The 18,423-nt window shown below is 27.1% G+C and carries 22 protein-coding genes; 16 read left to right on the top strand and 6 right to left on the bottom strand.

The features are described from left to right. The 16 genes from BLU40_RS17650 to BLU40_RS15000 form a co-directional block, all read left to right on the top strand. Positions 1 to 369, top strand: a 369-nt coding sequence (locus BLU40_RS17650; protein ID WP_175454808.1) for a hypothetical protein, incomplete at its 5' end; no start/stop codon positions are given. Positions 370 to 538: 169 nt separating this feature from the next. Beyond that, a complete protein-coding gene (locus BLU40_RS15070) occupies positions 539 to 1,054 on the top strand; it encodes a hypothetical protein (RefSeq protein WP_090125473.1) in 516 nt (171 codons plus the stop codon). A 273-nt stretch (positions 1,055 to 1,327) separates the two neighbouring features. After that, a complete protein-coding gene (locus BLU40_RS15065) occupies positions 1,328 to 2,563 on the top strand; it encodes a PAS domain-containing sensor histidine kinase (RefSeq protein ID WP_175454807.1) in 1,236 nt (411 codons plus the stop codon). A gap of 143 nt (positions 2,564 to 2,706) precedes the next feature. Continuing rightward, positions 2,707 to 3,102 carry an ACT domain-containing protein gene (locus BLU40_RS15060; protein ID WP_090125464.1) on the top strand — a complete coding sequence of 132 codons (396 nt, stop codon included), beginning with the start codon at positions 2,707 to 2,709 and terminating at the stop codon, positions 3,100 to 3,102. Between the two features lie 157 nt (positions 3,103 to 3,259). Further along, positions 3,260 to 4,288 carry a hypothetical protein gene (locus BLU40_RS15055; RefSeq protein ID WP_090125461.1) on the top strand — a complete coding sequence of 343 codons (1,029 nt, stop codon included), beginning with the start codon at positions 3,260 to 3,262 and terminating at the stop codon, positions 4,286 to 4,288. 21 nt (positions 4,289 to 4,309) lie between these two features. Then, positions 4,310 to 5,056 (top strand): GNAT family N-acetyltransferase, encoded by a 747-nt coding sequence (locus BLU40_RS15050; RefSeq protein WP_090125457.1) that lies wholly within the window; start codon positions 4,310 to 4,312, stop codon positions 5,054 to 5,056. Between the two features lie 122 nt (positions 5,057 to 5,178). Further along, positions 5,179 to 5,559 (top strand): DUF2200 domain-containing protein, encoded by a 381-nt coding sequence (locus BLU40_RS15045; RefSeq protein ID WP_090125452.1) that lies wholly within the window; start codon positions 5,179 to 5,181, stop codon positions 5,557 to 5,559. A 16-nt stretch (positions 5,560 to 5,575) separates the two neighbouring features. After that, entirely contained in the window at positions 5,576 to 6,097 is a 522-nt protein-coding gene (locus tag BLU40_RS15040) for a GNAT family N-acetyltransferase (protein WP_090125449.1), read from the top strand. A 20-nt stretch (positions 6,098 to 6,117) separates the two neighbouring features. Beyond that, positions 6,118 to 6,636, top strand: coding sequence for a hypothetical protein (locus tag BLU40_RS15035; RefSeq protein ID WP_090125445.1), 519 nt, complete (start codon positions 6,118 to 6,120; stop codon positions 6,634 to 6,636). Between the two features lie 28 nt (positions 6,637 to 6,664). Beyond that, complete coding sequence (locus BLU40_RS15030) at positions 6,665 to 7,243, top strand: DUF7010 family protein (protein WP_090125441.1); 579 nt, start codon at positions 6,665 to 6,667, stop codon at positions 7,241 to 7,243. A 54-nt stretch (positions 7,244 to 7,297) separates the two neighbouring features. Further along, positions 7,298 to 7,642: a hypothetical protein gene (locus tag BLU40_RS15025; protein WP_090125439.1), complete on the top strand. Its 345-nt coding sequence runs from the start codon at positions 7,298 to 7,300 to the stop codon at positions 7,640 to 7,642. After that, positions 7,639 to 8,118, top strand: coding sequence for a DinB family protein (locus tag BLU40_RS15020; RefSeq protein ID WP_090125436.1), 480 nt, complete (start codon positions 7,639 to 7,641; stop codon positions 8,116 to 8,118). The genes BLU40_RS15025 and BLU40_RS15020 overlap by 4 nt, the downstream gene beginning before the upstream one ends. A 37-nt stretch (positions 8,119 to 8,155) precedes the next feature. After that, entirely contained in the window at positions 8,156 to 9,379 is a 1,224-nt protein-coding gene (locus BLU40_RS15015; RefSeq protein ID WP_090125433.1) for a tRNA modification GTPase, read from the top strand. Positions 9,380 to 9,398: 19 nt separating this feature from the next. After that, positions 9,399 to 10,622 (top strand): porin family protein, encoded by a 1,224-nt coding sequence (locus BLU40_RS15010; protein WP_090125431.1) that lies wholly within the window; start codon positions 9,399 to 9,401, stop codon positions 10,620 to 10,622. A 10-nt stretch (positions 10,623 to 10,632) separates the two neighbouring features. Beyond that, positions 10,633 to 11,376: an acyl-[acyl-carrier-protein] thioesterase gene (locus BLU40_RS15005; RefSeq protein ID WP_090125428.1), complete on the top strand. Its 744-nt coding sequence runs from the start codon at positions 10,633 to 10,635 to the stop codon at positions 11,374 to 11,376. A gap of 38 nt (positions 11,377 to 11,414) precedes the next feature. Next, complete coding sequence (locus tag BLU40_RS15000; protein ID WP_090125425.1) at positions 11,415 to 12,185, top strand: carbohydrate-binding family 9-like protein; 771 nt, start codon at positions 11,415 to 11,417, stop codon at positions 12,183 to 12,185. A 3-nt stretch (positions 12,186 to 12,188) separates the two neighbouring features. Here the strand turns inward: BLU40_RS15000 and BLU40_RS14995 are convergent, their stop codons facing one another. The 6 genes from BLU40_RS14995 to BLU40_RS14970 form a co-directional block, all read right to left on the bottom strand. Beyond that, positions 12,189 to 13,520 carry a DUF58 domain-containing protein gene (locus BLU40_RS14995; RefSeq protein ID WP_090125422.1) on the bottom strand — a complete coding sequence of 444 codons (1,332 nt, stop codon included), beginning with the start codon at positions 13,518 to 13,520 and terminating at the stop codon, positions 12,189 to 12,191. A 121-nt stretch (positions 13,521 to 13,641) separates the two neighbouring features. Then, complete coding sequence (locus BLU40_RS14990; RefSeq protein ID WP_090125419.1) at positions 13,642 to 14,625, bottom strand: AAA family ATPase; 984 nt, start codon at positions 14,623 to 14,625, stop codon at positions 13,642 to 13,644. Further along, complete coding sequence (locus tag BLU40_RS14985) at positions 14,615 to 15,823, bottom strand: DUF4350 domain-containing protein (protein WP_090125416.1); 1,209 nt, start codon at positions 15,821 to 15,823, stop codon at positions 14,615 to 14,617. Before BLU40_RS14985 ends, BLU40_RS14990 begins: the two co-directional genes overlap by 11 nt. A 1-nt stretch (position 15,824) precedes the next feature. Further along, positions 15,825 to 16,562: a hypothetical protein gene (locus BLU40_RS14980; protein ID WP_090125413.1), complete on the bottom strand. Its 738-nt coding sequence runs from the start codon at positions 16,560 to 16,562 to the stop codon at positions 15,825 to 15,827. 6 nt (positions 16,563 to 16,568) lie between these two features. Then, positions 16,569 to 17,456, bottom strand: a complete 888-nt coding sequence (locus tag BLU40_RS14975) for a YciC family protein (protein WP_090125410.1) — start codon at positions 17,454 to 17,456, stop codon at positions 16,569 to 16,571. Next, a complete protein-coding gene (locus tag BLU40_RS14970; protein WP_090125407.1) occupies positions 17,446 to 18,411 on the bottom strand; it encodes a stage II sporulation protein M in 966 nt (321 codons plus the stop codon). Before BLU40_RS14970 ends, BLU40_RS14975 begins: the two co-directional genes overlap by 11 nt. Between the last annotated feature and the right edge of the window lie 12 nt (positions 18,412 to 18,423).

Below are 18,423 nucleotides of genomic sequence, written 5' to 3'. Positions count from 1 at the left end.
AAAGTACACGAATCAGAATCGGAATTTACATTCAAAGATGGTGTTTTAGTAAAAAGTGAGTTCACAAATAATAACTTTTTTAAATCTATTTATACTGAAGACTCTCAAAACTTAATCGAGTTTATAGAAAAACAATTGGACATAAAAAAACTTATAGAATCAGATAAAGAAATAGTAAGATTTACTATTTTAATTAAAACAGGAAGTTCTCAAAATGATTTTTCAGTAAATATTAAAGGAAATCTTAAAGAGAGTGAAAAAAATGAAATTATTAAAGTTGTAAAGCAATTACCTAATTTTGATTACTATCATTCTAAAGGAAAAGATTTAAAAAGAACATTACTCTTTACTGTAGCTTATAAAAATTAACCGATTAAAAAACGTATGCTAACAACTGGTATATTTTATTGTTTGGTTCTAGCACACTTACGAAAATCCTATCGGATTTTCTTGGTCGGTAATTATTTACTAAATTTATACCATATATACGCAACTAAACCCTGTACAAAACTGTTGTTTATAATAAAAAAATGAAACTATGGATGTATTAAAACTAGCAATCGAATGGGCAAAAGCCGAAGTATTCTCAACACGTTTCTTTATTTTCTTTGCTATTGGTTTTTTAATAGCAAGTATTGGATTTTGGCAATTAGGAAAAACAGATTTAGCTAAGGCTTATATCATTCCAACGTTAGTAGCAGGCATATTGCTATTAATAATTGGATGTGGTACTAACTACACCAACATTAAAAGAGTTAAACTTTTTGAAAAGAATTTTAATACCAATAAAACTGCCTTTTATCAATCCGAAATTGAACGTTCTGAAAACACTATAAAGCAATTTATAGTTGTATTTAAATTAGTACCAATATTAATTATAGTAGCAGCATTATTAATTTTATTTATTAATACACCTACTTGGAGAGCAATTAGTGTTACAACCATTACAATGTTAATTCTCATTTTATTAATTGACGGAAATGCACAATCTAGAATTGAGAACTATCACAAAGAATTGAAATTGTTAGGCTTAAAAAATGAACTAAAAAAATAACTACAAACAACAACCAGTATGCTTTATTGTTTGGTTATAGCCTACTTACAAAAACAAAATGAACGCATCAAAGGTATTTTCTTAAAAAAGCTGACTTCAATTTAATTAATAAAAAACAACTTTTAAATATTCAAGAAAAATTGAATAACAGACCTCAAAAATAGTTGGTTATAAAACACCTCAATAAATAATGGATTCTAAACTAAAATTTGTAGTTTAGACTTACTAAAAAAAGCAACTTTTGTTGAGTTAGAACCTTTAATGCAGCGCAAAATGAATCACAAATCAACTTATAATAATGTATTAGAAAATCAGATTGCTGAACTAAAAAAACAAATTGAATATCTTCAATTAAACTCAACTGATAAATCTGACACAAAAAATGATCAAACCAATAAGATAATTCTTGCCAAAGAAGACGCTGAAGAGGTTAAAGAACGGTTAGATTTTGTTTTGCTTGGTAGTAATTTAGGGTATTGGGACTGGAATATTGAAACCAACGAGGTAAAACGCAATAAACGTTGGGCCGAAATGTTAGGCTATACATTTGAAGAAATATCATCGTCTGTAAATCAATGGGTTGATTTTATTCATTCTGATGACAGGGAGAAAGCCTGGGCTTCAATAAAAAACCACCTTGATGGTATTACCCCTTTTCACCAACTTGAATACAGAATGCTAACTAAAACCGGAGAGGTTAAATGGATTTTAGACAGTGCAAAAATAGTAAAAAGAGATAAAAAAGGTAATGCCTTACGAATGTCTGGAACTCATTTAGATATTACTGAACGTAAAAAAACAGAACAATTATTAATTGAATCAAACGCTACAAAAGACAAATTCTTTTCAATAATAGCACACGATTTAAGAAGCCCATTTAATAATATTATAGGTTTTACAGAGCTTTTAATTGAAAATTCAAAAGAGTTTAAAGATTCTAAATTTGAAAAATATTTAAACATTATAAATTCAACCGCAAAACATACACACGTTTTACTTGATAATTTGCTGAATTGGGCACAATCAGAAACCGGACAGATTTATTTTAATCCTGAGAAACTAACTTTATCAACAATCATTAAAGAGGTATTAACACTTTCAGATTCCTTCGCTCAAAAAAAAGATATCGTTCTTAATTACCATGAATCAGAAAGAATTATTGTTTTTGCAGATCTAAACATGATTTTAACAATTTTAAGAAATCTCATTTCAAACGCTATCAAATTCACAAATTCGCATGGTAAAGTAAATGTTTATGCATTAACGGTAGACAAGTTTATCGAAATTTCTGTTTCTGATAATGGAATAGGAATAGATGACGAAACACAAAAGAAATTGTTCTGCCTTGCCTCAAATATATCATCTCATGGAACAGCAAACGAAAAAGGTACTGGCATAGGCTTAATATTATGTAAAGATTTTGTAGAAAAACATGGAGGAAAAATTTGGGTCGAAAGTAAATTAGGTAAAGGAAGTACTTTTAAATTCAAGTTACCTTTAAAAAATTAATTGAGTAATAACAAAAATTGCTTATAACAAAATGTAAAAATGTAGACTATAGCTGGTAATTAAATGGCTGTTCTCCTTTGCAACACTTCCATTTTTTTTTATTGAATACTATATAAACGGAAAAATTAAAAAGAAATTAATAAATGGTAGGAGAAACTAATTTATCGGAATTAATAAAAAATATGACACCAAAACTTAATGATGGTGAATATATTTTTTCTACTATAAAAGATATTAGTAAAATTAATCGAGAAGATACTATCTGTGAATTCAAAGAAAAAGAAGGAACAACCATTGTTATTGAAAAAGAAAAGGCTGACAAGCTAAATTTGAGTTATGAGTATATTGCTTCTTGGATTACCTTAATGATTCATTCTTCACTTGATGCTGTAGGTTTAACTGCTGTTTTCTCAACAGAATTAGCAAAGAATAATATTAGTTGTAATGTAATTGCAGGGTATTATCATGACCATATTTTTGTAGATAAAAAAGATTCTAAAAAAGCTATTAATGTATTAAAAACATTATCAAAAAAATAAAAAACAGTTGCTAACAACGTACAATTTTAATTGCTTGGCAAGAGCCTATTTACTAACTTTAGTGCTAATTATTGGGTTCACTTTTTTTAGTTGTTCAAATTATAAAAACGAGAAGAAACAGCCTGTATAAGTTATTGTAAATCATTAAAAAGTGAATATGAAGAAAACAATAAACATTCAGAAAAATCTTAAAATATTCGGAATACCACTGTTTATTATTGCATTAATGATAGCAATAGCTAAATCACCTATTTTTGTTAATAATCCAAGTGAATTATCGTTAGCAATTACGTTCGACTTGTTATTAACAGTTCCAATTGTTTACTTTTTATTAATAAGAAAAACTAAAATTGCAAAAACTACTGTTGTTCCTTTTATAATTATAGGCTTAATTACTTGTACACTTATACTGCCTTCAGAAAACCAATATTACCTCAACCTTTTTAAAACTTGGATTCTACCTATTGTAGAATTATCGGTTTTAACGTTTGTTATTTACAATATTAGGTTAGCAATAAAAAAATACAAACAAAACCAAACAGCATCATTCGATTTTTTTACAACTTTAAAAAATACTTGCTATGAAATACTTCCAAAGAGTGCCGTAATTCCTGTTGTAACCGAAATTGCAGTTTTCTACTTTGGTTTCATTCATTGGAAAAAAAGAGAATTAAAAAAAAATGAATTTACGTACCATAAAAATAGTGGAACTGTTACTTTATTAATTGCAATTATTTTTATTATAGCTATAGAAACTGTTACGCTGCATATTTTATTAGCTAAATGGAATGCTACAGTTGCTTGGGTTTTAACTTTTTTGAGTATTTATTCTGGTATACAAATCTTTGGGTTTATAAAATCTATGTTTAAAAGACCAATATCAATTGAAAATAATAAACTATTTCTTAGATATGGAATTATGAATGAATCGACAATTGATATAGCAACTATAAGCAGCGTTGAAATTTCATCTAAAGATATTGAATTGAATAAAGTAACTCGAAAATTATCATTTTTAGGAGAATTGGAAAGTCATAATGTTATTATTAAATTAAAAGAAGAAAACATTTTGGTTGGGCTTTATGGAATTAAACATAAATACAAAAATTTGGCATTGTACGTTGACAACAAAAATGAATTTAAACTTCAATTAAGTAACGCCACGCAACAATTACAAAATAATTGATGAACTAAAAATTATAACCAAATGGAAATTTTAAAACTTACAAATACAAATATTCAAGATGAACATATTTGCTGTGCAATAAGTGATAAAAAATGCCGAACTGGATATGAGAAGAAAAAGGACTGGTTAAAGAAAGAGTTTAAAAATGGTTATAATTTTCAAAAGCTTAATGTTAGAGGAAAAGTATTTATTGAATATATTTCAATAGAAAATTCTTGGCTTCCTTTAACGGGTAATAACTTTATGGTAATTAATTGTTTTTGGGTTTCTGGCAAATTTAAGGGAAAAGGCTACGGAAAAAAGTTGTTAAATCAATGTTTAGAAGACTCTAAAAATATGGACGGAATTATTGCTGTTTCTAGTGATAAAAAAAGACCTTTTATGACAGACCCTAAATTTCTTAAACATCACGGGTTTAAAATTATTGATGAAGCAAAACCATATTTTAAGCTTTGGGGTTTAAAAACAACTCCAAATGTTAAGTTTCCAAAATTTTTAGAAAGTGCCAAAAATGGCAACTGTCCAAACAAAAATGGAATTACTGCGTATTACTCTAATACTTGTCCTTTTACAGAATTTTACACAAATAAATTGTTAAGTGAATACGCAAAAAAGAAAAATATACCTTTAGAAATTAATCACATTAAATCTCAAGAAGATGGTAGAAAAATGCCAATTCCTTGGATTATAAATAGTGTTTTTTACAAAGGTGAATTAGTTAGTTTAGAATTAAAAGTAGAAAAACATTTAGAAAAGTTAATCCAGTAAAATATACTACCAACTTAAAGTTTAATTTTTAACAATCAAAACTTATTAAGTGTTAACCTCAATAAAAGAAAAAATATTAATTTTAACATTCGGTTAAAAAAACATTTTGATAGTTATTATTTATGAAAACTACAGACAAACATAACGAGACTATTGCAAAAATGACATTTGCATCGGTTTACCCACATTATATAACAAAAATTGAAAAAAAAGGTAGAACTATAAATGAATTACATGAAGTTATAGAATGGTTAACAGGCTATAACAAAGTTGAAATTCAACAATTAATTGACCAAAAAGTAACTTTTGAAATGTTTTTTAAAAATGCCAAACTAAATTCTAATGCACACCTTATAAAAGGTGTAATTTGTGGCTATAGAATTGAAGATATTGATAATGAACTAACTAAACAAGTTAGATATTTAGATAAACTTATTGACGAGTTAGCTCGAGGGCGCAAAATGGAAAAAATTCTAAGAGTAAATAAAACTAACACCAAATAAAAATAAGTTCTTTTAAATGATAAAAACTGAAAGAATTTTAATAAGGCCAATTAAACCAAGCGATAGCAAAAAGGTTTATTCTTATAGGTCAGATTCTAACACAAATAAATTTCAAAATTGGATTCCAAAATCAATAATAGATGTTGATGCATTTATTGCTAAAAACCCACAAGAATTTAACAAACCAGAAACGTGGTTTCAAGTTGTAATAATTAACAATAAAAACAACGAAATTATAGGAGATATTGGTATTCATTTTATTGATAGTTACCAATGCGAATTAGGAATAACACTTGATAAAAAACACCACGGAAAAGGATATGCTTCTGAGGCTTTAAAAGGTGTTATTAACTATCTTTTTAATAAGTTAGATAAACATAGAATTACTACATCTATAGATCCAAAAAACGCAAATTCTATTAAACTTGTAGAAAGAATTGGGTTTAGAAAAGAAGCTCATTTTAAACAAAGCTTATTAATAAATAACAAATGGGTAGATGATATTATTTACGCCATTTTAAAAAAAGAATGGATTTAAAATAAACACAAAAAATTATTATGAAAAACATTTATAAATACACTTTACTAATTATTACTTTAATTACAACATCTGCTTGCCCTTCTGATGAAGATGATTGTATTAAAACCATAACAATTCCACAGTATTATGTAGTTTTTGGTCAAAGTTATAGTACAGAAACCACGCAACAAGTACCTTGTGATTATCCAGAACCAACAACTCCTGAACTAATTGAACCACCAGCTGTAGAAAACTTAACTTATGAAGTTTTAGAGTTTAATTTTACTCCAGATACAGGAAATAACACTTCTAGGTTACAGTTTCAAATTAAATTAAACAACCCTAACGAGTTCTCTATAAAAGGTATTGTTGTTTTAACTTTAAATTCTGATGGTTTAGAATATTCTGGAAATTTTTCTAAAGATGCAACATCTTCTTGTTACGAAATTAGTGCTAACTCAAACTGTATTTTAACATATGATAAAGAAAGCTCTTTAGATTTAGGGCTAGTTAACTCGTTACAACTTGTTAATGTTGAGTATTACTTAACTAATTGATATATAAAAAAATTTAAATAATAAAAAAATGGAAAAGTCTAAAAACAAACTAATTTTCGATAAATTAAAATTAGAAATAAAACAAAAAGCAAAAAATGGTATTGATTTTATTTTCGCTGCAAGTATAATTTGGTTATTAATTTCACTTATTTGGAAATTCACAACAAATACTTCTTACGATAAAGCAATTTTTACATTTATTATAGGATCGTTATTGCTACCGTTAGCTTTATTGCTATCAAAATTATTTAAAACAACTTGGAAAATAAAAGAAAATCCGCTTCAACCTTTAGGTCTTTGGTTAAATTTTGCCCAATTAATTTATTTCCCTTTTTTAATATTTATACTATTAAAATTTCCAGATTATTTTATAATGGCATATGCAATTATAACTGGAGCTCATTTGTTTCCATACGCTTGGTATTATAATGAAACACCTTACGCTATAATTGCAATTTTAATTTCAGTTGGGGCATTATTTATAGCTTTATTTATAGATGTTTCAAACATTTATTACATTCCATTTTTAACCTGTTTATTACTTGTTATTCTTGGTGTTTGGTTAACAATAAGTTCAAAAAAACTGAATGCAAACAAAATAGAATAATTCTAAATTTTTATTTCATTAAATTTATCATGTCTATAATTTTAAAAAAAAGTTATGATAATTAGAAAAGACAATCTTTTATTACTACCAGAAGTATATTTAATTATCGCTTCAATTTTCTATTGGGTAAATACTTCAACATTATTTAATCCTTTTGCAATTATTTTTATTGGAGTTTTACTGTATCAAGTAATTATTAAAAACAAAATAGCAGGACTTCTAATTTCTAGCGTATTTATTTTATTGAATTTGTATATGGTTTTAGCGTTAATATCCGAATTATCTGAATTTACCACAAGCAACAATAGCTTTATTAGATTATTAGTTTTTGGAGTGCTATTTTTAGGCCTAAATTTAATTGCTAGTATTTTTATGTTCAAAAAACATTTAGTTAAATGAAATTAGCGCAACAACTTGCCAATAGGTTAAACGAAGTTTTAATAAATGGAAAATGGGTTACTGGTACAAATATAAAAAGTGAAATTATTAATCTAGACTGGAAAACTGCTACAAAAAAAATTAACAATCTAAATTCAATAGCTGATCTAGTTTTTCATATTGATTATTATATTGCTGGGGTTTTAAATGTTCTTGAAGGTGGAGATCTAGAGATTAAAGATAAATTTAGTTTTAACTACCCTCCTATTAAATCTAAAAAAGACTGGAATGCTTTAGTTAGTAAATTTTGTAAAGATTCTGAAAAATTTATAACACTAGTTAGTAACTTTACAGATAAAGAATTAAAAAATTCTTTTGTCAACCCCAAATATGGAGATTTTTACAGGAATATTAATGTTATAATTGAACATAGTTATTACCATTTTGGGCAAATTATATTACTAAAAAAAATGCTAAAACCTATTACTAAAGACTAGCAAATTCTTATAAAAAACATTATTTTTACTAAAAAAAATGAAAAAATACTTTCTATTAATCGCTCTAGCTATTTTCGTCTCAAAAACTTATTCTCAAATTACTTTCGAAAAAGGTTATTTTATAAATAATGCAAACCAAAAAGTTGAATGTTTTATAAAAAATGTTGATTGGAGAAAAAATCCATCAGAAATTGAATATAAAATATCAGAAAACGATAAAATTAAAACTATTGGTCTAAAAACAGCTAAGGAATTTAGAATTTATAATGCTTCAAAATACATACAAAAAACTGTTGAAATTGATAAATCAAGTACTAAAATTAATAATTTAAGTGAAACTAAAAAAGTTAATTTTACAACTAAAACTCTTTTTCTTAAGGTTTTAATTGAAGGTAAAGCAAATCTATACTCATACGAAGGAGATGGTTTTTCTAAGTTTTTTTATTCAACAGAAAATAAAACTATAGAACAATTAGTTTATAAAACCTATTTAACTAAAGATAGTAAAATTGGTGAAAATAATAGATTCAAACAACAATTATGGAATAACCTTAAATGTGCTTCAATTAAACTAAATACAATTGAAAAAATACGGTACAAAAAAAAGGATTTAATTAACATTTTTAGCCAATTTAACAATTGCTTTAAATCTGAATTTGTTAATTACGAGTTAAAGGAAAAAAGAGACTTATTCAATTTATCTGTTAGGCCTCAATTTAGAAACTCTTCTTTAAACATAAAAAATGCGGTTTCAGATACAAAAAACACTAATTTTGGCAGTAGCACTAGCTTTGGACTAGGTATTGAAGCTGAAATAATTTTCCCTTTTAACAAAAACAAGTGGGCTATAATATTTGAACCAACCTTTCAACAATTTAAATCAGAAAAAACATATGTTGTTAGCGAGTTTTCTGGAAGAACAAACACTGCCGTAGCAAAATACAACTCCATAGAATTACCTATTGGTGTTCGTCATTATTTTTTCTTAAACAATGATTCCAAAATTTTTATAAATGCGTCATACATAAATGATATACCTCTAAACTCTTCAATTCATTTCGAAGAAGAAGATGGCCATATTTATAGCGAAAAAAATGTTAATACCAACACCAATTTTGCTTTTGGTATGGGATACAAACTAAAAAACAAATATAGTATTGAAGCTAGAGTACAAACAAAAAGACAAGTTATGAATAGTTATATTTTTTGGAAATCACCGTATAAAACTACATCTATTATTTTTGGATATTCTTTCTTATAGTTTTAAACACAGATCAATTATGAAAAAGAATACAATTTTACTTCTCATAACCGCTTTTACTTTAAATTGCTACTCTCAAATTACTTTCGAAAAAGGTTATTTTATAAATAATGCAAACCAAAAAGTTGAATGTTTTATAAAAAATATTGATTGGAGAAGTAACCCAACTCATTTTGAATATAAACTTTCTGAAAATGGTAATTCAAAAAAAGCAGGCATTGAAACTGTTACAAAATTTGAAATTTACAACGCTTCTAGTTATGTAAAAAAAACTGTAAAAATTGACAGATCGACTTCTAATATTAACAATTTAGATAAATCCAAAAAAGTTAGTTTTAAAGAAGAACAGCTTTTTTTAAAAATACTAATAAAAGGTAATGCCAATTTATATGGTTACAATGACGATAGTTTAAGTAGATTTTTCTACTCTGTAGATAACTCTTCTATTGAGCAATTAATTTACAAAACATATTTAACTGAAAACTCTAAAATTGGTGAAAACAATCAGTTCAAACAACAGTTGTGGAATAAGCTAAAATGTTCTTCAATTAACATGGCGACTGTTAATAAAGTAACGTATAAAAAAAAGAGTTTAATTAAATTTTTCAACCTATATAATAAATGCAATAACTCTAACTACACTAATTACGAATCAAAACAAAAAAAAGACTTATTTAATTTATCAATAAGGCCTCAAATTAGAAACTCCTCCTTTTTTATAAACAACGCTATTTCTGATTATGATGACACAGATTTTGGCAACAAAATTAGTTTTGGACTAGGTATTGAAGCTGAATTTATTTTTTCGTTTAATAAAAACAAATGGGCGTTAATATTCGAACCTACTTTTCAACAATACAAATCGAAAGTAAGTACTGTTAATAGTAATGAAACAGATAGAGAAATTATAAAAACGGCAAAGTATAACTCTATAGAACTACCTTTAGGAATTCGTCATTATTTTTTCTTAAATAATGATTCAAAACTATTTATAAATGCCTCTTACATAATTGATTTATCTTTTAATTCGTCTGTTATTTTTAATGAAATAGATAGATCTATTGTCCGAAATAAAGAAATTAGTAGCAATCCAAATGCAGCTTTTGGTATTGGGTATAAACTAAAAGACAAATACAGTATCGAAGCTAGATTTCAAACAGAAAAACAAATATTGAACAATTTTGTTTATTGGGATTCGCCTTACACAACTACTTCTATTATTTTTGGATATTCTTTCTTATAAAAAAATGTAAATGAATTCTTTAAACACCATTTATACCAAAACATATAAAATTAATAGCATACAAATAAATATTAATCAAAAATTAGGCTTATTTGGTTTACTTGGTTTTTTACAAGATACAGCAGCAGAACACGCCTACGAATTAGGTTTTGGCTACCAAAAAATGATTGAAACGGGTACTTTTTGGGTACTAACGCGTCAATTTTTAAAAATGAATAAATGGCCCTTATGGCACGATACTATTACCATTAAAACATGGACATTACCTGTACAAGGGTTTTACGCTATTAGAGAATTTGAAATTTATAATAATAACATTAAAATTGGAGAGTGTTCTACTACTTGGATGATACTAGACACCAAAACTAGAAAACCAAAAGAAATAAATGAAATAAAATCTTATTTTGCTCCAAGAAAAGATTTCAACCTTGGTTTTACTGCTTCAAAAATTAACGTTGCCGAAGATTTAGAGCTACAAAAAACAATTGAAGTTAAAATTAGCGATTTAGACCCGAACAACCATGTAAACAACATTAAATATGCTCAATGGGCTTTAGACCTTATTCCTTTTAAATACCATAAAACACATACTATTAAAGAGTACGAAATAAACTTTTTGTCTGAAACTTTTTTAGAAGATAACATAAATTGTTTCAGCAATAAAAATTCTATGACAAATACAGAGGATTTACTTTTTTATGGCAAAAACAATAAAACTGATAAAAAAGTTTTTATAATTAGAATAAAAGCCTAATTAAAATCTTTAATTTTAAAACCTCTCAAATACATTATATGAAAAACTCAATTAACCAACTTACATTATTAATTATAGCCTTTAGTTTACTTGTTTCTTGCAATAATAAAAAGGAAACTGTTAAAGAAGACATTTCACTATTTAAAGCTACAAACACAAAGGCTTTGATAACTGTAGACGGTATAATGAATGAAAAAGATTGGAAGAAAGCCCCTGTATATACTTTTGATTATTTTTATGAAAATGAAAAAAAAACTGATGTTCAAAAAACTTCTTACAGAATGCTATGGGATGATAAAAATATGTACTTATTTTTTCAATGTGAAGATCAATTTATAAACGCTAGAGAAACTGTTAGAGATGGAGCTCCTTTTCTTGATGATTGTGCTGAAATATTTTTAGCTCCAGTTCCTGAAACTATAAGCACTCATTTTTGTTTTGAAGTTAATGTATTAAAAACTCCAAATGACATTGTTTACCTAGATAATTTTTACAATAACACAAAAGGAGTGGTAAAAGCCTTTAGTCCGGATTATGAAATTGGCGTACAAATTAACGGTACTTTAAATGATAATACAGATATTGATAAAGGTTGGACTATGGAGTACGCAATACCTTTAAATACTTTTAGAGGTGTAGATACTTTTCATCCAATTGCTGAAGGTACTAAATGGCGCTTTTTAGCTTTAAGACAAGATAGAAATGAAGTTGATGGAGAACGAAGAATTACTTCTACAATTGTACCAGTTTTTGATCAAAAAAGAGTGCATGAAGCTGGTTTATTCGGAATGTTAGAATTCTCTAAATAATTTTTAAATATACCCTTTAGCTTTAAATTCTAAATATTTATTAATAACGTTTACCGTTAAATTTTTAGGTTTTGTTAGTATTGCATAGATACCTTTACTTTCGAGTTCTTTAACTATTAATCGTTTTTCAAAAGCAAATTTTTCTGCTATTGTTTTGTGGTATATACCTTGCAAATCTTCTGCAGAATTTGAAATAAGCGTATCTAGCTCTGTATTTTCAAAAAATACAACTACTAGTAAATGATTTTTACTAATAGCTTGTAAATATTGCATTTGTCTTTTTAATGAAGAAACATGTTCAAAATTAGTGTATACAATAAATAAGCTTCTTTGTGTAATTTTTCGTTTTGTAAAGGCATACAAATAACCAAAATCCGAATCTGTAAACTTCGTATCAATATTATACAAAGCCTCGTTAATTACGTTTAAATGCGTTTTTTTATTACTTGCAGCAACAATTGTATCAACCTTTTTAGCAAAAGTTACTAAACCCGCTTTATCATTTTTTCGCAAGGCAATATTAGAAAAGGCTAGCGCAGAATTTATAGCATAATCTAATAGTTTTAATTCTTCAAAAGGCATTTTCATTACCCTTCCTAAATCAATTACGGAATATATTGGCTGAGATTTTTCGTCTTGAAATTGATTTACCATTAATTGAGATTGCTTAGCTGTAGCTTTCCAATTTATTGTACGCGCATCATCTCCAACCACATAATTTTTAATTTGTTCAAACTCTAGGGTATGCCCTATTCTTCTAATTTTTTTTAACCCAAACTCCGTTAATCTATTACTTAGTGCCAAAAACTCGTATTTACGCATTTGAATGTATGACGGGTATACTGCAACCATTTCATTATCTTGAAATGAATACCGTTTAGACACTAACTTTAAAAATGAAGAAACATATACATTTAATTTACCAAAATGATATTCTCCTCGTTCTAACGGTCTAACTTCATATTCAAACTCAAAAGTATCTTTGCTTTTTATTGAAGCATTATATTCAAAATCTCTTTTTTGAAATTGTTTTGGCAATTCATCAATTAACTTTATTACTACGTTAAAACTGTAGTTATTTTTTATGGTAATTGGTATTGGATTATTATCTGAATTAGAAAACTTTTGTGTTAATATTCGTCTTCCGTTTATGCCATTCTTTTTTCTATATAACAAATAAATATCTGCTACATATAACGCAATCAAAATAATTACTAAAAACCAGGCCAACATATACAACACAGGAAACCAAAACGACACCAAAAAGGTTGCCGAAATTACACTAATAAAAATGTAAAACTGCTGGTGAATATATAAGCTTTTAATAAATTTCATTCTTTAATTATAGATTACTTCATTTGTTATTTTATTCGTTATTCTATACTTGTTTAAAAATATGAACATATCATTTTAATTATTATAAGAACCAAAAAAAATCAGGTTGACGTATACAAAGCTATCTAGGCACTTCAACTGATTGCACAATCATTTCTACAACCTTATCTGCCGTCATACCTTCCATTTCACGTTCTGGTGTTAAAATAACTCTATGGCGTAAAACTGGGTAAATAACTTTTTTAATATCTTCTGGAATTACAAAATCTCTACCATTAATTGCTGCATACGCTTTTGAAGCTTGTAACACTGCAATACTTGCTCTTGGTGAACCTCCTAAATATAAATGTGGATGATTACGTGTGTTTAAAACAATTTGAGCAATGTATTTAACTATTTTTTCTTCTACAATAATTTCGAATATTTGCTGCTTGTAATTTTTTAATTCTTCTTCAGAAATTAATGATGAAATTATTGTTTGCGGCAATGCTCCTTTTCTTTCTTGATGAGATTTTAGTATTAAAATTTCTTCATCTAATGTAGGATAACCAACATCAATTTTAAATAAAAATCGGTCTAATTGAGCTTCTGGTAACGCATAAGTTCCCTCCTGCTCTATTGGGTTTTGAGTTGCCAGCACCATAAATGGCGGATCCATTTTATAGGTAGTTCCATCCATAGATATTTGGCGCTCTTCCATAACTTCGAACAAAGCTGCTTGTGTTTTAGCAGGTGCTCTATTTATTTCATCAATTAAAACAAGGTTAGAGAATATTGGCCCTTTTTTAAATTCAAATTCAGATGTTTTCATATTTAAAACCGAAGTTCCTAACACATCACTTGGCATTAAATCTGGAGTAAATTGCAATCTACTAAAACCAGTTTCTACAGTTTTAGATAATAATTTTGCAGTAATTGTTTTTGCAACACCTGGCACACCTTCAATTAAAACGTGTCCGTCTGCTAGTAAAGCAACCAACAATAAATCTATAAAATTATCTTGACCAACTATTACTTTACCCAATTCGGCCTTTATTTTTTCTACAGCAACTTTTAAGTTATCTAAGTTAACTCTGCTATTAAAATTCAAATCGTTATTTTCCATATTGAATTGTATTTTTAAAATTTTCTATCATTCTGTTTAACTTCACCAAATCATTTTCTGAAATTTGATTTCTCATATGTATTTCATCACAAAACTTAAACAGTTGTACAACTTTATCATAATCATAACCGCTTCTTTGCGCTACGTAATTATAAAATGTATCGTCTATTTGTGTAGTTGGTATATGAAGTTTTGTTCTAATAAATTCTAACAAATAATTTATTTTATGCTCTGCAATATTCTTGTGTTCCGATTTTTCGAAATACATATTAGAAATAGTGCGTGTAAATGCCAATGTTTGGTTTTTTAAAGGTGTAATTATTGGAATTATACGTTGTGTACGTTTTCCGTTAAAAACAATAAAGAACAACACACCTATTAATGCCATATAATAAGCCCATTTTAATTGCTTTGAGCTTAGTAAATAATGTAATGGCGATGTAATTTTAGACTTTCCTGTTTTATAATAAGCATCCCACAAAATATCTTTTTCAGTATCTAAATACGATAAAACATTTGCTGCGTGCTGATGATTATTTCCTTTTAAAATATTATAATTTGTAAATACTTCTGGAAATGTGTGTAAATAAAAATTACCATCTCCGTGTTTAAATTTAATAAAATTTATTCCTTGGTCAGTTCTATTATCGTTTTTATCAAGAAAAGCTGTTATACCCAAAACAGTAGTATTTTCAGCATCGAATTCGTCAAAAACAGTATTGCTAAAAAAACGATCGAATGTATACTCTTTGTTTTTAAATACTTTGTTTTTAAACTTAAATATTGATTTCTGTTCAAAATTATCGGTATCCAATAAAGCCGTTTCTATATTTAAAGTGTCAATATTAATAGAATGGCTTGAGATAAAAACGTCATTTCCACTTTCAACAAATTTCATTAGTTCAGCAATTTCTGCATCTCCAAAACTTATTTGATTGTTTATAAAAACATATGTTTTATTGCTTTCTTCTTTTTGCTTTAAAAACAAGTATGGAGGCTCTGTAATTGAAGTAATTTCACTGTTTGAAAACAAACTTGGTAATTGCTCTTTCAAAACAAAAGTTCCGTAAGGTAATTTATGCTTAGCCGTATATGTTGGAAACCAATTTACAGGTTTATCTTTTACGCTTTCTACGTACAACATACTTAAAATAAGTAGTACAAATAAACCTAAATATATTTTAGTTTTTTTATCCAAATTACTTTTTAATTAGGTTGTTAGTTTTTTTAAAATCGGTCTCTATTTTAGCAAATTCCACCTCGTTTATTTCAAAATTACCATACCAAACAAAATCGTATAATTTGGTTAGGTCTTTAAAGGATTTTTGAATGTTTGTTCCTGTTATTTCTTTTATATAATCTTCATTAGTTTTTTGCTGTTCCCAAACAATTAACTCCTTTTCTTCTAGCTTTTTAATTGCTAATAAATAATAATAACGTACAGCCAAACGAAAGTTCTTTTGTTCAATTGCTTGTTGTATAAGCTTGGGTAAATCTTTTGTTTTTATTAGCTCCTCTTCTTCGGTTATATTTACTATTGGTTTGTTAGCACTTTTACCCAAAACATTGCTTGTATTAACTTTTAAGAAAAACTTCAACATTAAAAACAATACTATTGCCAATACTACATAAGGCAATGCCTTAATTATAAAGCTAAAAATTCCAGGAGCATATTCATTACCAAAAGTCCAGGTTAAAAAACGCTTTAATTGCCTACCTAACCAATGCAAAAACTTTTCTATCCAAGTAGGTTCTTTTTTTAATTTAACCTCGGTATAATTAAAGTTTTTATTGTTTTTATATTCTTCTATTTTTTTTGTATCAAACTTTTTTTGAATAATAAAACTGTCATCATTTTTTGCACGAATAGAATCTTTTTGCGCATAAAATGGCAAAGAAAAAAGTAGTAGTAAAAAAACGACAATTAGTTGTTTCATATAAATTTACTCGTTGTTTGAGTTTCCTAAATTGTCTATTCGTTCAAAAGTACCAGTTAAGTTTTTTTGTTCATTTAAATCGAAATAAATAAAAACAGCAGAAATTAACGGGATAGAATAAAGAATAAACTGAAATAAATACCCTGCAATTGTTAACGTTAAATATATTGGGTCTTTAAATAAGCTAAACACAGCTGTAGGATCATTGTCATTTTCAATTGTTCCCATTTGAACCATTTGATAAATAAATGCTGGTACAGAAAAAACTTGTCCTAACACCATTATTAATAACCAAACAACAATTAAAACCCCGAAGGTATTCCACCATTGCCCTTTAATTAAAGTAAAACTATGTGAAAACGAATCTCCAACATTTTTATCTTCAAAAATCATTATTGAAGTTGATAAGGATAAAGCCACAGCTAAATAAATTCCTGGAGCATAACATAGCATCATTCCAAACATTACAGAAATTGTTACCAATATACCCAAGCCTAAAAATTTCCAAATGTTTTTAAAAACATTTTCTTTTACTTCAGCAAAAACAGGTTTTCCGTTATTTTTTATATACGATTTTATAAAATATAATGACGACATTGATAATAAGGTATACAACACTGTATACACAAAAATAATACCTGCCACCCAAGAAAACATAGTACTTATTGCTCCCATTGGATTGTTTTGTATACTTTCTTTATCTGAAAAAATATTAGAAAACGCTAACATATAAAAAACAATAAAAGCTAAAGAAACAGCTAATATTGGTCCCACAATTTTTAAAATTGTTAAAAAATATTCTTTCCAATTTTCTCTAATAAACTTAAATGTATCGCTTATAATTGTTCCTAAATCACGCTCTCTTTTAAATTGAATAAAACTGTTATTGTCCATTGTTAAGTTTGTTAGTTAATTTTATTGGGTAAATAATATAATAGTAAATAATTGATGCTAAAGAGCTTAAAATAATAAGTATCGCTAGCCAATCTGGCATTTCTGTATGCCTAGTAACAAAGCCTTCTAAAAAGCCAGCTACAATAAAAAATGGAATGGTACTCAACATAATTTTTAAACCAGCTTTAAAACTCTTTTTAAACGATGCCAATCGAGAATATGTTTTTGGAAACAATAACCCATTTCCTAACACCAAACCAGCACAACCTGCAATTATTATTACTGAAATTTCTATAGTTCCGTGAATCCATATTGTTCTAGAAGATTCCCACATTAAATCTTTATCATAAAAAAAGTATAAAAACGACCCCAACATTACACCATTACGCATCATAATAAATAATGAGCCTACAGAAAAAAATATACCTAATAAAAAGGCATACATTGCTACTTTAATATTGTTTATAGTTATGGCTAAAAACATATTAGTTTCACCCATTTGCTTGTAAACTGCCATTGGATCTCCTTTAGCTATGTTTTCGAGCGTCATATTTACATATTGATCTCCCATAATTACACGCACAAAATCTCCATTTGTAGCAACAGAATAAGCGCCAACAATTGCAAAAAATAAAAACGTTACAAAAGCTATTAACAGTTGTTTATGGTATTGTGCAAACTCTAAAGGAAACTCAGTTTTAAAAAAAGTAACTAGTCTATTTTTACTCTCTTTTTTTGTTGTATATATTTTTTGATGTGCTTTTGAAGCTACTCCATTTAGATAAGAAACAGTATTGCTATTAGGGTAAAAGGTTTTTGCATAACTTAAATCGTCGGTAACTTCAATATATAAGTCAGACAACCTATCGGGTGAAATTTGCTCTTTTTTATCAAGAGAATTTTCAAACAATAGCCATTTTTTTTTATTTCTTTTTACAAAGGATGCTTCACGCATTTTTTATATTTT

Source organism: Lutibacter oricola (genome assembly GCF_900106565.1).
In the GTDB taxonomy this organism is placed as follows: Bacteria; Bacteroidota; Bacteroidia; order Flavobacteriales; family Flavobacteriaceae; genus Lutibacter; species Lutibacter oricola.
This window is presented reverse-complemented; position numbering and strand designations above follow the sequence as displayed.

Coding starts and splice junctions, on each gene's coding strand:
- BLU40_RS15070 (WP_090125473.1), top strand. CDS start 539: ATGGATGTATTAAAACTAGCAATCGAATGGGCAAAAGCCGAAGTATTC.
- BLU40_RS15065 (WP_175454807.1), top strand. CDS start 1,328: ATGAATCACAAATCAACTTATAATAATGTATTAGAAAATCAGATTGCT.
- BLU40_RS15060 (WP_090125464.1), top strand. CDS start 2,707: ATGGTAGGAGAAACTAATTTATCGGAATTAATAAAAAATATGACACCA.
- BLU40_RS15055 (WP_090125461.1), top strand. CDS start 3,260: ATGAAGAAAACAATAAACATTCAGAAAAATCTTAAAATATTCGGAATA.
- BLU40_RS15050 (WP_090125457.1), top strand. CDS start 4,310: ATGGAAATTTTAAAACTTACAAATACAAATATTCAAGATGAACATATT.
- BLU40_RS15045 (WP_090125452.1), top strand. CDS start 5,179: ATGAAAACTACAGACAAACATAACGAGACTATTGCAAAAATGACATTT.
- BLU40_RS15040 (WP_090125449.1), top strand. CDS start 5,576: ATGATAAAAACTGAAAGAATTTTAATAAGGCCAATTAAACCAAGCGAT.
- BLU40_RS15035 (WP_090125445.1), top strand. CDS start 6,118: ATGAAAAACATTTATAAATACACTTTACTAATTATTACTTTAATTACA.
- BLU40_RS15030 (WP_090125441.1), top strand. CDS start 6,665: ATGGAAAAGTCTAAAAACAAACTAATTTTCGATAAATTAAAATTAGAA.
- BLU40_RS15025 (WP_090125439.1), top strand. CDS start 7,298: ATGATAATTAGAAAAGACAATCTTTTATTACTACCAGAAGTATATTTA.
- BLU40_RS15020 (WP_090125436.1), top strand. CDS start 7,639: ATGAAATTAGCGCAACAACTTGCCAATAGGTTAAACGAAGTTTTAATA.
- BLU40_RS15015 (WP_090125433.1), top strand. CDS start 8,156: ATGAAAAAATACTTTCTATTAATCGCTCTAGCTATTTTCGTCTCAAAA.
- BLU40_RS15010 (WP_090125431.1), top strand. CDS start 9,399: ATGAAAAAGAATACAATTTTACTTCTCATAACCGCTTTTACTTTAAAT.
- BLU40_RS15005 (WP_090125428.1), top strand. CDS start 10,633: ATGAATTCTTTAAACACCATTTATACCAAAACATATAAAATTAATAGC.
- BLU40_RS15000 (WP_090125425.1), top strand. CDS start 11,415: ATGAAAAACTCAATTAACCAACTTACATTATTAATTATAGCCTTTAGT.
- BLU40_RS14995 (WP_090125422.1), bottom strand. CDS start 13,520: ATGAAATTTATTAAAAGCTTATATATTCACCAGCAGTTTTACATTTTT.
- BLU40_RS14990 (WP_090125419.1), bottom strand. CDS start 14,625: ATGGAAAATAACGATTTGAATTTTAATAGCAGAGTTAACTTAGATAAC.
- BLU40_RS14980 (WP_090125413.1), bottom strand. CDS start 16,562: ATGAAACAACTAATTGTCGTTTTTTTACTACTACTTTTTTCTTTGCCA.
- BLU40_RS14975 (WP_090125410.1), bottom strand. CDS start 17,456: ATGGACAATAACAGTTTTATTCAATTTAAAAGAGAGCGTGATTTAGGA.
- BLU40_RS14970 (WP_090125407.1), bottom strand. CDS start 18,411: ATGCGTGAAGCATCCTTTGTAAAAAGAAATAAAAAAAAATGGCTATTG.